The sequence below is a fragment of the Methanobrevibacter sp. genome (genome assembly GCF_051877095.1).
GTDB lineage: Archaea > Methanobacteriota > Methanobacteria > Methanobacteriales > Methanobacteriaceae > Methanocatella.
In genome coordinates this window covers 58,711-78,084 of the sequence record NZ_JBJEIO010000013.1, presented here as the reverse complement: position 1 = coordinate 78,084, position 19,374 = coordinate 58,711, and the positions used below count along the sequence as shown (strand labels likewise).

Sequence of the window (19,374 nt, the reverse complement as noted above, 5' to 3'; positions counted from 1 at the left end):
TTAGGTTATCCTAAAAATATGTATTTTTTCAAGTAATAATATTTATATATTTTTATAAGTATATTTATTAAATAAGAGGAGTCTTAATAATATGTTTAATTTGGTAGATAGTGTCCTATTTTTTGCTTATAATGGTAATGAGTTTGGATTTGCTAATATAGCGATTAGTCCAAAGGATATTATTTTAGCTTATATTGTAACTATTATTGTATCAATAATTGTTGCTTTTGCTTTAAAAATTCCATTATTACCAAGCAAACCATATAGGTATTCTTTTGATGTTAGTGCGATATACCCAACTCCAATTATTGCTGCTGGTATTTTTTCAATATTTTTAGTTTTGAATTATACTTTTATGTATAATGGTTTGGTTTTAGCTATTATAATTGGTATTTTATCTGCATTATTTGTGAAATATTTATTTTATTTTGTATTTCCAAAGCCTCTAAATGGAGATGAGGGGGATGAGATTAATGAATGAGGTAATTGGAATAATAATTGCTACAATTCTTTGTTGGTTGAATTTTGTTATTGTGGATACATATTTCGGGCTTCCCGAGCAACCGGGTGTTAAAGGAGCTAGGATAATTGGTCAAGATGTTGAAAAAAGAGGGGGAGACATCTCTGGTGGATTTTTCCAAGGAAATATTTTATGTTCTCCAGATGCATCTGCTGGTACATTATTAGCTTCTATTGGATATTTAGTTTTAGGAATTCCTGGAGGAATAATTGCTGCATTTTTAGTATTTATCGGAAATAGATTATGTGCAGATCCAGGGTATGCAGGAACTTGTGGAAGTTTAACAGCAACTTGTATTATTTTTATATGTTCCTTTTTAGGAATGACTCCTGAAATGTTTATTGTTGGGATGATTATTGCAATTTTAACTATTATGGGCATAAGTCAAACCAAAGCTTCTATACTTTTAGGTAAAATTGCAGAAAAATTCAATAGGTATGCTAGAGAGTGATTTGTATGTATGTAGAAATTATTGGTGTAATAGTCATATTTGTAGCATTAAGGGCTTTAATAACAAGAAATAGAGCAGAAAGGCTATTGTACGTGAATGTAATTGGATTTGGAGTATCAGCTATTATAGCTTTAGTAATTAATACTCCATTCGCCTTAGTTGTTGCTGCAGCATTCTTCATATGTTCTACAATTAGTGCTAATGCGATTGCTTATACCTTGAAAAGGTTAGATGATGAAATACTTTTGGAGTAAGATAAAATGGAGTTTTTAGTATCAATTATTGCAATTGCTTTAATGCTCATTGGTGCATTTGGTATTATATTCATGAAAAAACCATTAGACAAAGTCATAATGTTTTCAGTACTTGATGCAGGATTTGTATTAGTAATTGTTTTATTCAAATATTTGGATGTTGCGATGTTTGCAGCATTAGCAGATCCATTATCCACTTTAGTATTCATTTTAGCTATTGTTAAAATAAATGAGATTAGAAAAAAGAAACTTATAAATGGTGATGCAGATGATTAGTGTTCCATTATTCTTTTACTTTGGAATTTTCCTTGCAATTGTTGGAAGTATTGCTACTGCATGGGGTCCTGGTGTTAATGATCCAATTATAAGGACATTTAATACTGAAGTAGCATCAATTGGTGTATGTTTAGTGTTATTATGTTATAATCATGTTCTAGCATTATTAACCTTGCTTGCAACTACTGTTATTATTAGTTTAATTTTATTTAGAGCTATTATTCGTTTAGAAGAAATGGGGGCAGATGTATGAGAATAGGAGTTTTATGGAATAAACTTGCTAATCCTAAAAATATTCCTCGTTTATTTGCATTTTGTTTAGGGGTAATTTTAATTTTAGGTCTTATTGTTCCATTGGCTTTAAATCCAGATCAATTATATGTTAGACCTGCTCCACAGGAACAAGTTGATGATGGTATGGCTATTGCACCTTATGATAGAGGTGGTGAAGTTTTAACTCAGCCAGGACAGATTAATCCTCAGTATCCAGATAATTCTGCTCAATTAGGAATGATAACTGGTTATATGTCTCCAATATCTCAGTGGATATCTTCAATTTCCCCATATTTTGGAACATCAATTTATTCATCTCCTGGTGGACTTATAGATGAAATATTGTACTACACAAGAGGATTTGATACTATCTTAGAATCTTCAATTTTAATGATGTCTTTCATCATTGCTTCATGGTTGTCTATTAATTATACAATGAATAGAAAAAATGATGAATCTGAAATTAAAAAGGATGTTAAAAAAGCTATTGAAGATTCAACAAAAGTAGCTAATGAAGTTAATGTTAATGATGTTAAAGCGAGAGCAAGACAATTAAGGAGGGATAATTAATGGTTGTTTTACCAACTTTTGTTCCCGCTGAATTTTTAAGTATGTATTTGCCAGCAATTTATGCAGGGTTAATTATTGGATTTATTGGATCAATGGCAATAGCATTAAAAAGAGAAGAGATTCATATTCTTATCTTAACAGATATTATAGGTCTTGCTATGATTTTTGTTGTATCTGCTGTTGGAACAGATTTAGCGGAAGCATTAATCTTACCAGGTTTAGTAGTAGAACTTGCAGAAACATTAGCTATTTCAGAAATTTTAATTACAAGAGAAATGCGTATTATTGAGAATAATCCGAGAAGAAACTTAAATAAATCTAGTTCTCTATTCTCACAGCCATTTGCATTAAATATGGAGATTTTAAACACTGCTCCTAATTTTATTGCATTGGTATTAATTGCATATGGTATATTCTTAACTGGTTTTACTGGAGGTGCAGTAGCTGGTGGGGGAATTGTATTATATGCATTATCTAAAAAAGCAAGAGGACTTCCAGTACTTATGGTAGATGGCATAGCTGGAGTATCAGGTATTGCATGGTGTTTATGGATAATTGGATTTTTATTATTCTTTGTAACTCCTCAATATTGGTTATTGAGTTTATTCTTGGCAGCATGTGGATTATTACTAAAAGTAGCTTCAAAAGTTGGTTTAATTGGACTACTTATGAGAGAGGACATAGATAAGGAGTAAGTGATGAGTATGGATTTTGTTACACTTGGTGGAAATTTACTTGGAACAATCCCACTTGGGGATATTGTATTGTACTTATCTCCGTTTAATTTGTTCTTGTTTGCAGTTTTACTTGGATTTACAGTAATGATTGGATTAAGTAAACCTGAAACTCAAGTTGAAGCTACAATGCATGTTTTAAATAATACTGAAGTCAAAGTCGGAGAAAAAGAATTTAAACAAAGAAGATTTCTGTCTGTAATATGTGGTATTGCATCTGCAGGTGCAATGATTACTGGAGATTTATTTAATTTCACATTATTCATGGCATTAGTTGGAATATTAAATATTGGTATTGTATCAGCTGTAAAACAAACAAGTGTGTTAAACTCTGCATTTAATTATGGTTTAATAGCTATGATGTGTAGTTTACCATTGTTTGGTGGTGCATCTATCATTCTTGCATCAACTGGAACTTTATCACTTGCTGCATTGTCTCAAATGCCTGCAAGTCCAATGGTTATCTTTGGTGCAATTTTGATGTTAATTGGTATATTAGGTGAAAGTGGGGTAGCACCATTCTTTGCAAGTAAAGCAGAGATGTTTAGGACTGCTGGTTCTCCATTTATTGTTATTATTCATTTAAGTTCATTATTTATTATTGTAAGAGCGGTTGAAATTTTATTATTGGTATTATGGTAAGTGATAGTATGGATGGTCAAAAAAGTTTATTTATTGTTTTATTGGTATTATCAACAATAGCTATTCTAGCTTGTTTAGTTATAAACTTCGAAGCGTGGATTGTTTATACTGTAGCTATCTTTGGTATACCTGTATGGGTGTTATCTTTAGGTTTACTTACTATGGCTAAACCAAGACCTGAAGATGCAGAAGAAAGGGTGAAAGAACCATTTACTGGATATTAGTGTGGTATTATGAATTTAATGGCAGATATTTTAATTCAAGTTATTATTGCATTCATTGCAGGAAGCTTGCTTCTAGGTTTGCATAGAAAAATTATGGCTCGTGTTCAAAAACGTCCAGGGCCACCTATAGTCCAGCATTTGTTACACTCTTTGAAATTTTTCTTTAAGGAGACAGCATTTCCAAAAACTGTTTCAAAAATATTTTATATAGGAATCGTATTTATATTAGCTTTAGTATGGATTGTAGGTGTTATTGCAGGTCCTGTAGCTCATGATTCTTTATTAATCATTTTTGGTGTTTATGCGGTTTACAAAATTGTGGAACATAACTCTGGATCAAGTTCAGGTTCACCATATGGTAAATTAAGTTGTGTGAGAGCAGTACTGTCTGCGGCAACTGAACTTCCATTATTCGCAGCAATTGTATTTGTTTACCTCGTAACTGGTTCAATGAACATAAGTGAAATTATTACTTATCAATCAGTCAACGGGCCTTTAGTGTTTACTATTCCACTTGCTGCTTTAATGTTCTTTATGTTGATTATAACAAAATCACCATATTCTCCATTTGCAATAACAAAAGACAAAGCATTAGTTTCAGGTTTTGAAACAGAGCATTTTGGATTTTTAAGAGGATTTATGTTATTTTCAGAATCTATTGCATGGTATGTGATGTTATGGGTATTTTTAACAATATTCTTCGGTCCGTTAAATGCTATTGGATATGTAATTGGAATGATTGTAATTACATTTATTACAGGATTTATCAATGCTACAACTCCTATATTTTCTCCAAATCATTCAGTAATGACTCAAATTACCATTGGAGCAATTTGCTTTTTTGGAACAATATTAATGTTATTTAGTGGAGGGATATTATGAGTAGTGAAGATGTAATAGTTTATTTCACAGCATTAGTTGCCATCGGTATAATTGTTGTAGGTTTGCTAACCTCTATATTGCATTCAATGATTATTGTTCCAATAGTGATTATTGGAATTATTTTAAGTATTTTGGTATTGCTTTCTAGAGGTAATTTTCCACATAAAATAGAAAATATTGAGAAAGTATGTTTTGTAATAACATTAATAGCAATTATTTGTTCATTTATATTACTTTATAAACCAATGTAGGAGATATTATGTTAGATTATATGATTTATATTCTTGTATTTGCTGTAGGTTCTATTCTTGGTTTGCTTTACAGTTACAAATTACATGGTGAACCTTACGTTGTAGACACTGAGTTTAATGTATTATTGGCTGTAGTTTCAGTTGTAGGTTGGTGTTTAGGTTTCTTATCAGGTAATATAATTTTATCAGCTATTGGTTTCCTGTTAGCAGGATTTGTAATGGGAGGAAGGCCAGGATATGGTAGAAGAGAAACCGTTGTTGGTTTAATAGTTGCAATTGTTTTATATTTCTTATTAAAGTATGGTATGTTGTGATTTAAATGGATGATGGTGTTAATTTAAGAATAATACAAGATAGGATAATTAAAAGCTATGCTTGGCAAAGGGATATTATAGTTCCACTTTCTGAGGAATTTAATTGTACTACTGAAGAACTGGAAGAATTATTCTTCGATTTATTAGATTTAGATTCACTTGAAGCTTTACACGGTACATTTGAATCAGCAAAAGATATTTGTTTATATCAAAAATTCAATGCAGACTTAAGATTATGTTGGTTTATTGATACTTTGGAAATAATGTCTCAAGAAGAAGGTAAAAAACTGAAAATGAAATTAGTCGAAGAAGTTAAAAAGGGCAGATTTTATGATGATGTCCTAAAAGAAGGAAGATTAGAATTATTTGAATTATTAAAAAAAGAAAGTAATTATTAATGTTTATTTATTTATAAAATAAAAGAGGGAATGCATGTTAGACGCTGTTAAAGATGCTGTGAGGAAAAGCTCAATTCATGTCTGTATTGTAAATTGTGGAGGATGTAATGGATGTGATGTTGAAATTGTTTCATTATTATCTCCAAGATATGATTTAGAGCAGTATGGTATTTATGTTCAAAATAATCCTCGTGAAGCTGATGTCTTATTGTTAACTGGTGCTGTAACCGAACAATGGGTTCATAATCTAAAAAGAGTTTATGATAAAGCCCCAGAACCAAAAATTGTTGTAGCTGTTGGAAACTGCCCTCAATCTGGAGATGTATTTGCTCAAGAAGGTGGTAAAGTCTATGCACCTGCATCTAATTTCATCCCAGTTGATGCAGCTATTCCAGGATGCCCACCTAGACCTAGTGAAATTTTAGAGGCTATTTTAGCTGTGGGTCCACAAGCTATTGCTGATCGTGGGAGGGAAGAAAAATGATTGTACCAATTGGTCCTATCCATCCTGCTTTAAAAGAACCTATAAGACTTAAACTTCAAACTGAAGGGGAAATGGTTGTTAAAGCAGAAATTGAATATGGTTATGTTCACAGAGGAATTGAAAAGATAATTGAAGGACAAACTTGGCAAAAAGGAATTTATCTTGCTGAAAGAATATGTGGTATTTGTTCATATGAACACACTCAAACATTCGCAGAAACAATTGAAAAGATTTCTGACGTTGATGTTCCGGTAAGAGCTCAATTCTTAAGGATAATCACAAATGAATTGGATAGAATCCAAAGTCATTTACTTGCTAATTCAACATTCTTCAAATCATTGGATCATGAAACATTATTTATGCATGTTTTAGAATTAAGGGAATATGCAATGGATTCAATTGAGTTATTAACTGGAAATAGGGTTAATATGGGTTGGAATGTTGTTGGTGGAGTTAGAATGGATGCTGATGAGCGCCATTTCAAACCAATATTGGAAAATCTTAAGAAAATTGAAGATGGTTTTGAAACTACTAGATCATTATTTGCTGAAGGTCCTGCCATAGCATTAAGATGTAAAGGGATTGGACATATGAATAAAAAAGAAGCTATTAAGGGACGTGCAGTTGGGCCTATTGGAAGAGCTTCTGATATTAAAGAAGATTATAGGATTGGTCATTATACTTATGATGATTACTTCGATTTTAAAGTAATTAGAAGGAAAGAAGGAGATAATTATGCAAGGACATTAACTAGATTTGATGAAATTCCAGAATCAATAAGTTTAATTAGGCAAGCCATTGAAAACATGCCTAAAGGTGAAATTCGTACTCCTGCTAATTTAAAATCTGGTTATGCAATGACTAAAAATGAAGCTCCTCGTGGTGAAGTTAATTACATGATTGAAACTAATGGTAATTTAATTAAGCATATTTCTATTAGAACTCCAAGTATTTCAAATATGGATTCTTGTGCAAAATATATGATTCGGGATGTTCCAACTGTAGCAGATGCTGTTGCGACTTATGCATCATGTGATCCTTGTGTTGCTTGTGCTGAGAGAGTAGCTATTACTAATGAACATGGAAAAACAGAAACTAAAAACATTTATGAGGTGATATAAGTGTCATCTCTAATGTGGTACATTTTTGATTTTGCAAGAAAGGCATGGGCTGATGCGTTCACTAATGCAAAAACTAATCCTGAAATTGCAGAAAAACCAGAAAGATTTAGAGATTTTCCTAAAGTAAATAAAGAATATTGTATAGGTTGTGGAGCATGTACTGTCTCATGCCCATCTCCAAATGCAATTAAACTTGTAAGAGAAGAAGATGATGAAACAGGAGAAGGTTTAACATACCCAGTTATATTGCCAGGTGCATGTATTCGTTGTGGTTTTTGTGCTGAAGTATGTCCTACTGATCCAAAAACATTAGAATGTGGTTTAAATCATTTAATTTTACCAGAATTTAATCTTATTCCTTCAAAAAGACAATATATTGTTGATGATTTTTTATGCATCAAATGTAAAAAATGTATTAAAAAATGTCCTGTTGATGCAATAAGTGTCATTGATGGAAATGTTGTAGTAGATCAACTCAAATGTATTTCTTGTGGAGAATGTCTTGATGTATGTCCAGTTAGTGGTGCAATGAAAGGTGTATTTGTTGATAATTTACAGAATCAGAAAGAATTGTTTGCATTAATTGTGAAATATCTTGAAGATTTCATCAATAATAAAGAAGATGATTTAAGACAATTAGACCCTAATGATCTTTTACAATATAATGTTCCTCTTTCTGAGATTTGGGATGATGCATTAAAAATAATGCCTGATGAAGAAGTAGCTCTAGAAATTATTACTAATGCAGTTAATAGGCTTAAAGTCAGAATTATTGATTGGCATGAATCAAAATGTGAAAAATGCCAATTATGTATTCCTGATTGTCCAACTAATTGTATTTCATTTGACGAAGTTAATGATACAATTGTGAGAGATAAAGATAGATGTTTAAGATGTAGTATTTGTTACCAAACTTGTCCATTTTCAGTTATTAAATATTTCATGGCTAAATTTTCATTAGATGATAATGAAAATATTCATGTTACTGTTAAAGCATCTAATTTAAATGAGAATATTGTGGAGTGAGTGTTATGATTGATAATTATACTAAAACACCAAGACCATTAAGACATGTTGATGTTGATTACTTAATAGATCAAACAAAATGTGCGAAGTGTGAAGATAAACCTTGTCTTAGTTCTTGTCCTATTGATGCGATATATTTTGATGAAGATGATGGTTTAATAAAAATAAAAAGTACTTGCTTTGGTTGTGTATTATGTCGCAATGCTTGTCCGTATGATGCTATTTCTCTTGATGTACACATGGACTCTCCTATAAAAGAAAATATTCCAAACATCAATGTAAAATTATGTAAAGCTTGTGGTGCATGTGTTCAAGCATGTAAAAAAGGTTCAATTCATGTTGTTTCAGATGGAAAGCAACCTCCTCACAGTGAAATTGATAAAGATACTTGTGTACGTTGTGGGTACTGCTTTAGAGTATGTCCAACTGATGCGATTAAATATGGGAAATTACTTCCTAAAACAGTTAAAGGTGGTAAAGCAATTGTTGTTAACCAAAAGAATTGTATTGGTTGTATGACTTGTACAAGAGTTTGTCCATCAACTGGAGCTATTAATGTTGCTAGAACTAATAAATTACCTTATATTAACCCAGGATATTGTGCAAGATGTGAGGAATGTATGCATTCTTGTCCTTCAGGAGCTATTAAGTATTCTTCACGTAAAAAAGCTTATAAAATGTATAGTGAAATAAAATCATTTGATATAGTATCAGGAATCATTGATTATGATAGTAAAATGCTTTCACTTGATTTAATCAGTTTAAATACAGTTTTACATAGGGTAGGTAAATCAATAGCTTTGGAATTCAATGACCAAAATTTTGAAAATTTCATTGAGTATAAAGTAAATGACTTAATGGAGAGGGAATTAAATATTAGCCTTAATTCAAATATGGAAGTTGGGGAGTTCACAAAGCTTATTGGATCTTATTTAATGGATAGAAACATTGAAGTTTATGATAAGAAATGTATTGCTTGTGGAGAATGTTATAATGTGTGCCCTGTAGGTGCTATTGAATTAAATGGTCCAAATCCAATTACAATTACAGATGATTGTATTTATTGTGGAAAGTGCGTTGAAGAATGTAAGTTTGACGCAATTGGAGCATATGATGATTATTTCTATAGTAAAGATGCAGATTTATATTATGCTAGGTCTTATTTACATGGTCAAAGATTAGGTGATTTAACACTTTCAAATCATAAATGCCAAGCATGTTCAATTTGTGCAAAAAATTGTCCAACTTGTGCATTAACTTTAGGTGACGATATAATAGATTTTGATAGTGAAAAATGTATTTATTGTAGAACTTGTGAGGAAATATGTCCTCTTGATGCAATCAGAATAGTTAATTTCAGGTGATTTAATGTTTGAAAAGTCATTTATTACTGATTGTGAAGGCCCATTGACATTAAATGATAATGCATTTGAATTAGCAGATAATTTCATTGAAAATGGTGGGGATTTATTTAAAATTCTTAGTTTGTATGATGATTATTTGGTGGATGTTGTTAAAAAGGAAAATTATAAAGCAGGTAATACTTTAAAATTGATTTTACCTTTTTTTGTTGTTGAAAATCTTAAAAATGAAGATTTAGTTGAATTTTCACAAGAACATATTTATTTGGTTGAGGATTCAAAATTTCTTTTAACTTACTTACAAAACGTAATGAATACATATATAGTTAGTACTAGTTATGGCCAATATATTGAAGCAATATCTAATTATATGAATTTGCCTTTTGAAAATACATTTTACACTAAGGTAAATCTAGATAGCCTTACACTAACTGATGAAGAAATTGTAAAAATCAATGAATTTAAACAATTGATTTTGGATAATCCTAAAGATTATAAATTATTTGATGATATTTTTTTCTCACAAATAGCAAAAATGAGTATATATGAAAATATCCGAGATATTGATGTAGTTGGTGGACAAGGAAAAAAAATAGCTATTGATCAAATCATTAAAAGGGATGATATCAATAAGAATGAAATTTTCTACATTGGGGATAGTATAACTGATGTGGAACCTTTAGAATTTGCTTATAAAAACAATGGTATTAGTGTATCTTTTAATGGTAATGAATATCCTCTTAAAGTTGCTGAAATAGCTATTGTATCTCCAAGTGCAGTTGCAACTGCAGTAATAGCTAATATTTACGTAAAATATGATAAAAGTAAAGTATTAAAATTTATTAATGATTATAATAATTTAAATGATTATAAAAAACTATTTAATGATTACCATATTGATAATGAAGTTAAAAATAAATTTTTCTCAGTTTTCAGCAATAGAAATTATCCAATAATACAAATAATAAAGGAAAACAACTTTGATGAAATTTTAAAAATCAGCAAAGAAATGAGAAACAATATTCGTGGTCAAGATATAGGTGGATTAGGTTAAAATAGGTGTATTAAAATGAGTTATGAGAAAGTAGATGACACATTCTTCGAAGCTTTTGAAGGGAAATATGTAAGGGCTTTAATAACAGGTCCTAATGAAAAAATTGTAAAAAGAGCTGCTTATGATTCAACTTCAACTCCTAGTGCTGTTATTGGTAGAGTAGAAGGTGGTGTTGAAGGATTTTTAGATGAATCTCAAACTCCTGATGGAAGGTTTGGTGCTGTTGTTCAATATTGGTTAGGTGGTGATGATGTTGAAAAGTTTGCTTTTGAATTATCATATAGATTAAGGCAAGATGTTTTAGTAAAACCATTTACACGTATTTTTGATTATTCTACATCTAATAATGATGAATGCATTGAAATGATGGATATTGTTGGGCACTGTGGTGATGGATATGAATGGATTGTTGAGCAGTACGGTAGAAAAATGATTAATATTCCAATTGCAGTTCCTGATTTCCAAATTGAAGAAAAGTTCAAAATTAATGATGGGATTATGGGTGGAAACTTTTGGTATTTATGTTCTAGCGAACAAGATGTAATAGAAGCGGGTGATGCAATAATTGATGCAATTATGAATGTTGAAGGAGCTACTACTCCATTTGATATTTGTTCTGCAGCTTCAAAACCAGAAACAAACTTCCCTGAAATTGGACCAACTACAAATCATGTTTATTGTCCTTCTCTAAAGGAATCATTAGGAGATATTTCTAAAGTCCCAGAGGGAGTTAACTATATTCCTGAAGTAGTAATTAATGCAGTTGATGAAAAATCTATGAATAAATCAGTTAAAGTAGGTATTGATGCTGCTTTGGAATTTGAAGGTGTAATTGGAATATCTGCAGGTAATTTTGATGGTAAACTTGGAGATAAGAATATAAATTTATTAGATATTTTAAAGTAAGGTTTTAAAATGGAAATTCTAGATGACGATATTAATGCAGAAGTAGTGGGATTCGGAGCATTAAATGTTGATAAACTGTATTCTGTTGGAAACATTGCTTGTGAAGATGAGGAAAGTTTTATAAAATCTGAAACTAAAACTCCTGGTGGTTCTGCAGCAAATACTATTGTTGGTTTATCAAGATTAGGTTGTTCCACATCTATTATTGGAAAAATAGCTGAAGATGATGATGGAGACATAATAGAATACAATTTAGCTATTAATGGTGTTTATTCAAATAATTTAATTTATTCAGAAACAGGAGCAACTGGAAAATGCTTAGGCTTTGTTGATGAGAATGGTGAGAGATGTCTTTACATTGATCCGGGAGTCAATGATGAAATTCAAATAGGTGAGATTAATCCATTAAACATTATGAGATGTAAAATAATGCATTACACATCTTTTGTTGGTGATTCTTTTAAAACTCAAATAGAATTATTGGATTTACTAAATGAAAATACTGTATTAAGTTTTGATCCTGGGATGTTATATGTCCAAAAAGGATTCAATGAGTTAAAACCTATTCTTGATAGGACTAATATATTACTTATCAATGAATCTGAATTAAGATTATTATGTAATAATAATGAGGCTTCCTTAAAAGATTTAGCTATTGGTTTTCTTGATTTAGGAATTGAAATTATTGTTGTAAAACTAGGAGCAAAAGGAGTATTTGCAATGGATAACTCAACAAGTTGTTTTGTTGAATCATACAAATGTGATGTTGTTGATACTACTGGGGCTGGAGATAGTTTTAATAGTGGATTTTTATATTCTTTCTTAAGGGGATATGATTTAGAAAAATCTTGTAAAATCGGGAATTGGGTTGCTAGTAAATCTATTGAAGGATTTGGAATGGATAAATTTCCTTCAGTTAAAGATTTAGAGGATTTCTTTTAAGTGAATTTAAGATAATAGAAAAATATTAAAATAAAAAAATTGATTAGTTGGTATTAAAATGAATGTATCTTTTATAAAACAGATGAAAGATTTGGAACGTGAAGTTCTTTTAAAATCTGTTGAATTAGATGATGATAATGATGATTTCCAATTTGAACTAGATGCTTTTAGTTCACATGATGAAATTATTGCAATTGCACCTAAATGTGTAAGGTGCAATACTTGTGTTGGAGAGTGTCCGGTTAATGCAATTGAACCAGCTAATATTTTTAGAATAGCTAAAATAACTGATAAATGTGTTAAATGTGAAATTTGTATTCAATCATGTCCAGTTTCTGCAGTTAAATTAATTGATAATTCAATTGTTTATGACAATGACAATGAAGAAGGTATAATTGAATATAAATTGTCTAATGTTAGTTCCCGTCATAGGGTAATTCGTATGAACAGTATTTCAATTGATTATTCAGATGATAATAATTGGTATGATTGTGCGAAGTTATGTCCAACTAATGCGTTCACTCTTCAATTTAGAGATTTCTTTGAAGATTTGGATATTGATTTAGGTATTGAGCTAATTGATGATGAGTTATATCCATATATTGATGAAAAATTGTGCATTGGATGCGGAGCTTGTGTTGAAATATCACTTAATGACAATGCAGTAGAATTGGATCGTTATATTGGACCAATTATTCACAGTCGGGTTATTGAGGTTAATCATGACTTGTGTGTGAATTGTTTTTTATGTGAAGAAAATTGTCCAACTGGAGCTATTGAGTTGGTTGACGGTAAAGTTGTTTTAGATGATGATAAATGTATTAGATGTATTGAATGTACTCATCATTGTCCGGTATTTGCTTTAAAAAGAGTTGAAATTGAATAAAAAATGGGGTTTGTTTATGAGAGCTAAAGAGTTAATGGATAAAAATTTTGTATATTTGAATGCAAATGATAGTGTGGTTGAAGTTTCAAAAGTAATGGAAGAAATTAGACGTTTCACTTGTCCTGTTGTAAATGATAATAAACAATTAATAGGATGGGTAACTTCTTTTGACATTACTAAAGGTTTAAGAGAAGGCAATGAAAAAATTTCAGAAATAATGAGTGGTTATGAGGAAATTGGTACTGTTCATGCGGAAGATCCTGCAAGAAAAGCAGTAATTTTAACTGCAAACAATAAATTTGTAACTGTACCTGTTGTAAATGATGATAATCAAGTTATTGGAATGGTTCGTGCTTGTGATATTGTTGAGTTAGTATCAGAATTATATGATATTAAAGTTTCAAAATTATACGAAGCAATGCAAAATCAACTTAGAGGTGTTTCTTGGGAAGAATTGATGGCAGCATCTGCTCTTGTTTCTCAGAAATCTACTGGTGTTAAAATTTCTCCTGAAGATTATGAAGCTAATATTATGGATTCTACTTTCGGAGAGGCTATTTGGTCTACTGGAGGTTTAGAAAAATTCTTCGCTGGATTAATCTCTGTTGGTGAATTAGTACTTGCTCGTAGAGTTGGAAAATCAAGAAGATAATATTATACTCTCATAGAGAACTCTTAAAATTCAATTAGATTATTTTATACATTCTAAAGTTTCAATTGAATCTTTAGAATAATCTATTTATTTTTAAACTTACTTTTTTTTTAATGTGAGTTAACTTTTTTTATGTTAAATTTAAATACTTTCAAAACTAATATTGTCTTGTATGAGTTTGAATGTTGATTTTACTGAAAAACGTGTGATTATCACTGCATTTTTCTGTATGGCATTCACAATAGCAAACTTAATCACTGTTAAAGTTATTAATATTGGATTTTTAGGTATGGAAACTCCTGCTGGTGTTTTAATTTATCCATTAGTATACATTTTAACAAATGTAATTGCAGAAGTTTATGGTGAAAAAGTAGCACAAAGAACAATTATTTTAGGTCTTTGTGTGGATATTTTATTTGTTTTTATGACAACTTTAATATTGTTCTTGCCTTCTCCATCATTCTATACGGGGGATTCAAGTCTTCAATTTGTATTTACACAAACTCCAAGGATTCTTGTAGCATCTTATATTAGTTACTTAATTGGTAATTTTGTAAATGCAAGAATTACAACTAAATTAAACAAAGGTAAAGATTATTCCTCTGTTAAAAATTTAGGAATTATTGCTTTTAGTGAATTAATCGATAATTTTGTATTTATTGGTCTTGCATTCATTGGTGTATTTGCAGTTACTGATATTTTAATAATGATTATTTCTCATTGGATTTTAAGTTTGATTTGGAGTGCAATTGCTCAACCATTTACAAAAATGACTGTAAAATGGGCTGAAAAAGGAAAACCTGCAGAAATTTAATTATTAGGGATTATTTCCCATTTTTTATTTTTTTTACTTGATTATTATTTATAATTTGAATCTTAGAATTATCAGAGATATTGAAAATCTAATTTCAAGAAAATTTATTTAAATATTTAATTGTAGATAGTTATATTAGCTATTATTTCACAAAGTTTTTAGTTATTCGAATGTCTATTTTGTGGATTTATATTTCGAATAATATGAAATATTGGGAAACTTTCAAAGGTGATTAAATGAAAAACGATAATTCAAGAGTGATTGCTGAGAAAAGGTTGATGCAAAAATCAAATTTTATAATGATTTTATAGTTTATATTGTTGTTAATGCAATATTAGTGGTAATTAACTTTTTATTTACTCCAGATTTCTGGTGGGTTGTATTTCCATTATTCTTCTGGGGTATAGGAATATTAATTGATTTTTTAAAAGTTTTTGTATTCAATAGTAAATTTGATACTGAAAAATACTGAGAGCAAAAAATTCAAGAAGAGATGCAAAAATTAAAGAAATGAACTGAAATATTCAAACGTTCGATTCAATAATGTTAATGTAATAATCATATTCATGTAAAATTTATTTAATTTTAAATTAAATATTATTTAAATTATTTATTTTTTTCTATTATTTTATTTAGTATATCATTAAATTTTTATGATTTAATTAATTATTTATTCGTTATGAATATTATTTCATATTTTTTTTAATTTAATTTATATCTTATTTTTAATATTAAGTAAATATTTATCTTTAAATAAAATTATATAGTTAATTTTAACCTTTATTTAATAATTATAATTAATTTCTATCTTTAAATAGTAATTATATTGTTTAATATCATTTTTAATACTTATCGATAAACAATAATATTTATATTGCAGTTCGATATAATATAGTATTGGTATACGTATATTCGAATAGTTATTTAGATATTCTAGATTCAATATTCGTATATTAGATATATTGGAGGAAAATATGAATAAAAAGATAATCATGTCTTTTTTGTTAGTTGTTCTTGTTGCACTTTCTGTAAGTGCAATTTCTGCTGCTGATAATGATACATCTGTAGGTGAGGGTTCTGATTCTATAGATGTTAATAGTCCAGCTGCTGATGTTGAAATTAGTGATGCAGATAATGTTCAAAATTTAGTTAATAATGCAACTACTGGACAAATTATTACATTAGAAGACAAAATATATGATTTTAATAATCAAACTGTAACTATTTCTGGTAAAGATAATATTACTATCCAAGGTACTGGTAACACTATTATTAAAGGCCATGGTGGTCAAAACGCAAAATCTGGTGCTTTATTCGTTGTATCTGAAAGTATTGGTGTAATTTTTAAAGGAATTACTTTTATTAATACTAATCCGAATCTTAATTTGACTTATGATGGTAATGTAGAAGGATATGGTATTACTTATGATGGAATAGATGCTTCATATGGTGTTGTAGATAATTGTAGTTTTGCAAATTTCAGTACTGCTGTTAATGTAAAATCATGTAATCATATAACTGTTAAAAACAGTAATTTTACTGGAGGTATGGCTACTAAACTTATCAACGATCCTACTGTAAACAAAGAAAAAGGTTCTAAAGTTATTAGTGCTGGTGGATCTTTCTTCCTTAGTGTTTTAAACTGTACTTTTGACGGACCAATGCTTGATGCAATATCTATCTACAGTGGTAGTGGAGATGCTAGAATTATTGGAAATAAATTCAAAGGAAATGTATATTCCATTTTCTTCGGAGGTGCATCTACTGAAGGTACTTACATTAATGACAATACCTTCATTGAATGTGGTCAATTTGTTAAAGATGCAAATACTACTTGGGGAGGATTCCCTGTAATCAGTATTGAAAAAGCTTCTACCAAAATTTACATGAATAATAATACTTTTTATGCAGTAAATAATAATAAATTAATTGCAGCTGAATCTGCTAACACTGCTCACGGTGCTCCAAGTACATTAGGTGATATTAATATTACTAACACTACTGTTGCACTTGCTAATGATAATGTTGTTGCTGGTTCCGTAACTTTCTTACACATTTTAAGCAGGTCTGGTGCTCTTAATCCTCAAGCTCCTATTACTTTAACTGGAAACAAATATGCTGATGGTGTTAAAGCTGTTGTTTTATGGTATAATGATTGGGGTGAAGAAAATTCAGGAGATATTGTAATTAAACCTTCTGAGCCAGAGCCACTTCCTACACCTATTTCAACTTCAATTGTTGTAAGAACCACTAATTTTGAGGTTTATGCTGGAAATACTGGTAGACTTACACTTACTTTAAAAGATGCAAATGGTAATGTTCTTGCTAATAAAACAGTATCTATTATAATTGATGGTGTTGCTAAAACTGTAACTACTAATGAAAAAGGAGCTACTATTTTAACTACTAACTATGCTAGTTCTGGAACTCATTATGCTAATGTAGTTTTCACTGGTGATAATAATTATACTGGTGCTCTTAAAACAATTAAAATTAGCGTACTTAAAAAATCTCCTTCTTTAGCTACTGTTAAAAAAACATTTAAAGCTAGTGCTAAAACTAAAAAAGTAACAATTACTCTTAAATCTGGTAAAACTGTTCTTAAAAACAAAAAAGTTACTTTAAAAGTTAATGGTAAAGTTTATACTGCAAAAACTAATTCTGTAGGTAAGGCTACTTTTAGTATTAAATTAACTAAAATAGGTACCTTTAGTGCATATTATAAATTTGCTGGTGATGGAGCTTACAAATCCATAGGTAAATCAAACAAAATTGTTATAAGAAGATAATTTTTATTTTCTTATTTTCTTTTTTTTACAATATGTATTTTTATTAATTTTGAGAAAATAATATTTTATTTTTTAATTGTTAATATCATATTTTTTGATTATTTATTAATTATTTAATTATTAATCTAATTAAATTTATTATTTTAGTTATTTTATTTATTTTCATGCTATAAATCTATTTTTAAAAGTTTATCTCGATATATTTATATATTCATATTGATAAATATTAGATTAATAAAAGGATATAAAGGTATGGAATATGGATTTGATTGGAGGGTATTTATTAGTACTTTTAGTATTATTCACAGCAAATATTGCTTTAATATTTGGTGGTTATAAATTTAATAATATTAAATTGGTTATTATTTCTTCAATAGTTTCCATTGTTTCATTTATATTAATGTATGCTTCAAGTTTTTTAAAAATTCAATTATCCTTTTTAATGGATAATTATAGTTATGTATTTTTCATTATTTTTATCGCACTTGTTTTTGTAATAATTAAGTACATAAAAAATAATGAATTTAAACATGCCCTATATGTAACTTCAGCTACATTTTTAATTACAATAATTTTATTTGCTTCCCAGTCAAATTTGGATGTTTTTAAAATGATTGTGTACTCTTTATTTGGTTTTATTATATTGTTTGTTGTTTATCAACTTTCAAAATTATTACATCATGCAAAAAGACAATATAATGTAATAACTAGTGAATATATGTGCTTATTATCTATACTGATTTTTATTTTTGCTTTAACTTATAATTCAACCAGTTCTCTTGAATATAATTCTTTTGAGGCTTTTTTAATTTTGACTCCCACTTATCAGTTAATCTATGCAGTTATTGCAATTATTGTTATTTTGATTATTGGTGTATTTATAAATGAGATTAAAGGAGGAAATTCATGATTATTCAGGGAACTGAGACATTAACTTCAATTATTCATATATTTTCTGAAAGTCTCTTAACACCTGTTGTTGTGTTACTTGTTGTTTCAGGAGTAATTACCATTCTTACTTTGGGTGGTTTAATTAATGAGTATATTTCAAGAAAACCTATTAACTCAAGAGATTTAGAAAATTTAGTTAGAAAAATTTCATTTTCAAATAATGTAGATCAAATGAAAAATGAAATTGTTAATAGTGATTTATTTGATTATCAAAAAGAAGTTTTAACCAGAATTGCTAACAATTATGATATTGGTTGTGATGCAAGAAAAGCATTTGCAAGCGAATTAATTTCTGCAGAAGAAACAAGACTAATCAAAAAAACTAATAAAACGGATATTTTAGTCCGTGTTGGTCCTAGTTTAGGTCTTTTAGGTACTTTAATTCCATTAGGTCCAGGTCTTGCTGCACTTGGAACTGGAGATATTATGACTCTTGCTCAATCATTGACCATTGCTTTCGATACAACTGTAACTGGTTTAACTATTGGTGCATTAGCATATATTGTTTCAAAATATAAAAAGCAGTGGTATGAGACAGAATTAATAGATCTTGAAACTCTTGCTGAGGCAGAATTAGAATCTATTAATAATTGGTGATA

The 19,374-nt window shown here is 29.2% G+C and carries 26 protein-coding genes and 1 pseudogene; all 27 read left to right on the top strand.

The window, feature by feature from the left end; translation table 11 throughout:
* Positions 1–91 precede the first annotated feature (91 nt).
* The 27 genes and pseudogenes from ehaA to ACI389_RS07880 all read left to right on the top strand — a co-directional run bounded on the left by ehaA (position 92) and on the right by ACI389_RS07880 (position 19,372).
* A complete protein-coding gene (ehaA, locus tag ACI389_RS08010; RefSeq protein WP_439781007.1) occupies positions 92–481 on the top strand; it encodes an energy-converting NiFe hydrogenase A subunit EhaA in 390 nt (129 codons plus the stop codon).
* Positions 474–971 carry a hypothetical protein gene (locus ACI389_RS08005; RefSeq protein WP_439781006.1) on the top strand — a complete coding sequence of 166 codons (498 nt, stop codon included), beginning with the start codon at positions 474–476 and terminating at the stop codon, positions 969–971. The genes ehaA and ACI389_RS08005 overlap by 8 nt, the downstream gene beginning before the upstream one ends.
* 5 nt (positions 972–976) lie before the next feature.
* Positions 977–1,225, top strand: coding sequence for a DUF2109 domain-containing protein (locus ACI389_RS08000; protein WP_432644960.1), 249 nt, complete (start codon positions 977–979; stop codon positions 1,223–1,225).
* 6 nt (positions 1,226–1,231) lie between these two features.
* Positions 1,232–1,501, top strand: coding sequence for a DUF2108 domain-containing protein (locus ACI389_RS07995; protein WP_439781005.1), 270 nt, complete (start codon positions 1,232–1,234; stop codon positions 1,499–1,501).
* Positions 1,494–1,754 (top strand): DUF2107 family protein, encoded by a 261-nt coding sequence (locus ACI389_RS07990; RefSeq protein WP_294005506.1) that lies wholly within the window; start codon positions 1,494–1,496, stop codon positions 1,752–1,754. Before ACI389_RS07995 ends, ACI389_RS07990 begins: the two co-directional genes overlap by 8 nt.
* Positions 1,751–2,344, top strand: a complete 594-nt coding sequence (locus ACI389_RS07985; RefSeq protein WP_439781004.1) for an EhaF family protein — start codon at positions 1,751–1,753, stop codon at positions 2,342–2,344. Before ACI389_RS07990 ends, ACI389_RS07985 begins: the two co-directional genes overlap by 4 nt.
* The gene (locus ACI389_RS07980) at positions 2,344–3,039 is read left to right on the top strand and encodes an EhaG family protein (protein WP_439781003.1); all 696 of its coding nucleotides are present in this window, start codon (positions 2,344–2,346) and stop codon (positions 3,037–3,039) included. Before ACI389_RS07985 ends, ACI389_RS07980 begins: the two co-directional genes overlap by 1 nt.
* A gap of 9 nt (positions 3,040–3,048) precedes the next feature.
* Positions 3,049–3,720 carry a hypothetical protein gene (locus ACI389_RS07975; RefSeq protein WP_439781002.1) on the top strand — a complete coding sequence of 224 codons (672 nt, stop codon included), beginning with the start codon at positions 3,049–3,051 and terminating at the stop codon, positions 3,718–3,720.
* Positions 3,714–3,944 carry a DUF788 domain-containing protein gene (locus ACI389_RS07970; RefSeq protein ID WP_439781001.1) on the top strand — a complete coding sequence of 77 codons (231 nt, stop codon included), beginning with the start codon at positions 3,714–3,716 and terminating at the stop codon, positions 3,942–3,944. The genes ACI389_RS07975 and ACI389_RS07970 overlap by 7 nt, the downstream gene beginning before the upstream one ends.
* A 9-nt stretch (positions 3,945–3,953) precedes the next feature.
* Positions 3,954–4,826, top strand: coding sequence for a respiratory chain complex I subunit 1 family protein (locus tag ACI389_RS07965; protein ID WP_439781000.1), 873 nt, complete (start codon positions 3,954–3,956; stop codon positions 4,824–4,826).
* The gene (locus ACI389_RS07960; RefSeq protein WP_439780999.1) at positions 4,823–5,077 is read left to right on the top strand and encodes a hypothetical protein; all 255 of its coding nucleotides are present in this window, start codon (positions 4,823–4,825) and stop codon (positions 5,075–5,077) included. The genes ACI389_RS07965 and ACI389_RS07960 overlap by 4 nt, the downstream gene beginning before the upstream one ends.
* Before the next feature lie 8 nt (positions 5,078–5,085).
* Positions 5,086–5,391: an energy-converting hydrogenase subunit EhaL family protein gene (locus ACI389_RS07955; protein ID WP_439780998.1), complete on the top strand. Its 306-nt coding sequence runs from the start codon at positions 5,086–5,088 to the stop codon at positions 5,389–5,391.
* Positions 5,392–5,396: 5 nt separating this feature from the next.
* Positions 5,397–5,789 (top strand): DUF1959 family protein, encoded by a 393-nt coding sequence (locus tag ACI389_RS07950; RefSeq protein WP_439780997.1) that lies wholly within the window; start codon positions 5,397–5,399, stop codon positions 5,787–5,789.
* 34 nt (positions 5,790–5,823) lie between these two features.
* Positions 5,824–6,273 carry an NADH-quinone oxidoreductase subunit B family protein gene (locus tag ACI389_RS07945; RefSeq protein WP_439780996.1) on the top strand — a complete coding sequence of 150 codons (450 nt, stop codon included), beginning with the start codon at positions 5,824–5,826 and terminating at the stop codon, positions 6,271–6,273.
* Positions 6,270–7,394 (top strand): hydrogenase large subunit, encoded by a 1,125-nt coding sequence (locus ACI389_RS07940; protein ID WP_439780995.1) that lies wholly within the window; start codon positions 6,270–6,272, stop codon positions 7,392–7,394. Before ACI389_RS07945 ends, ACI389_RS07940 begins: the two co-directional genes overlap by 4 nt.
* A complete protein-coding gene (locus ACI389_RS07935; protein WP_439780994.1) occupies positions 7,395–8,420 on the top strand; it encodes a 4Fe-4S binding protein in 1,026 nt (341 codons plus the stop codon).
* Positions 8,417–9,784, top strand: a complete 1,368-nt coding sequence (locus tag ACI389_RS07930; RefSeq protein WP_439780993.1) for a 4Fe-4S binding protein — start codon at positions 8,417–8,419, stop codon at positions 9,782–9,784. The genes ACI389_RS07935 and ACI389_RS07930 overlap by 4 nt, the downstream gene beginning before the upstream one ends.
* 4 nt (positions 9,785–9,788) lie before the next feature.
* A complete protein-coding gene (locus tag ACI389_RS07925; protein WP_439780992.1) occupies positions 9,789–10,835 on the top strand; it encodes a hypothetical protein in 1,047 nt (348 codons plus the stop codon).
* A gap of 15 nt (positions 10,836–10,850) precedes the next feature.
* Positions 10,851–11,741 (top strand): formylmethanofuran--tetrahydromethanopterin N-formyltransferase, encoded by an 891-nt coding sequence (locus ACI389_RS07920; protein WP_439780991.1) that lies wholly within the window; start codon positions 10,851–10,853, stop codon positions 11,739–11,741.
* 9 nt (positions 11,742–11,750) lie between these two features.
* The gene (locus ACI389_RS07915; RefSeq protein ID WP_439780990.1) at positions 11,751–12,683 is read left to right on the top strand and encodes a carbohydrate kinase family protein; all 933 of its coding nucleotides are present in this window, start codon (positions 11,751–11,753) and stop codon (positions 12,681–12,683) included.
* 58 nt (positions 12,684–12,741) lie between these two features.
* A complete protein-coding gene (locus ACI389_RS07910) occupies positions 12,742–13,569 on the top strand; it encodes a 4Fe-4S binding protein (RefSeq protein WP_439780989.1) in 828 nt (275 codons plus the stop codon).
* 16 nt (positions 13,570–13,585) lie between these two features.
* Positions 13,586–14,221 carry a CBS domain-containing protein gene (locus tag ACI389_RS07905; protein WP_439780988.1) on the top strand — a complete coding sequence of 212 codons (636 nt, stop codon included), beginning with the start codon at positions 13,586–13,588 and terminating at the stop codon, positions 14,219–14,221.
* Between the two features lie 172 nt (positions 14,222–14,393).
* Positions 14,394–15,035 carry a queuosine precursor transporter gene (locus tag ACI389_RS07900; RefSeq protein WP_439780987.1) on the top strand — a complete coding sequence of 214 codons (642 nt, stop codon included), beginning with the start codon at positions 14,394–14,396 and terminating at the stop codon, positions 15,033–15,035.
* A gap of 283 nt (positions 15,036–15,318) precedes the next feature.
* A pseudogene (locus tag ACI389_RS07895) lies at positions 15,319–15,507 on the top strand (2TM domain-containing protein); the annotation flags it as partial.
* 502 nt (positions 15,508–16,009) lie between these two features.
* Complete coding sequence (locus tag ACI389_RS07890; RefSeq protein ID WP_439780986.1) at positions 16,010–17,824, top strand: hypothetical protein; 1,815 nt, start codon at positions 16,010–16,012, stop codon at positions 17,822–17,824.
* Positions 17,825–18,083: 259 nt separating this feature from the next.
* Positions 18,084–18,734, top strand: a complete 651-nt coding sequence (locus tag ACI389_RS07885) for a peptide ABC transporter permease (protein WP_439780985.1) — start codon at positions 18,084–18,086, stop codon at positions 18,732–18,734.
* On the top strand, positions 18,731–19,372 hold the full coding sequence (locus ACI389_RS07880; RefSeq protein ID WP_439780984.1) for a MotA/TolQ/ExbB proton channel family protein: 642 nt from the start codon (positions 18,731–18,733) through the stop codon (positions 19,370–19,372). Before ACI389_RS07885 ends, ACI389_RS07880 begins: the two co-directional genes overlap by 4 nt.
* Positions 19,373–19,374: the final 2 nt, after the last annotated feature.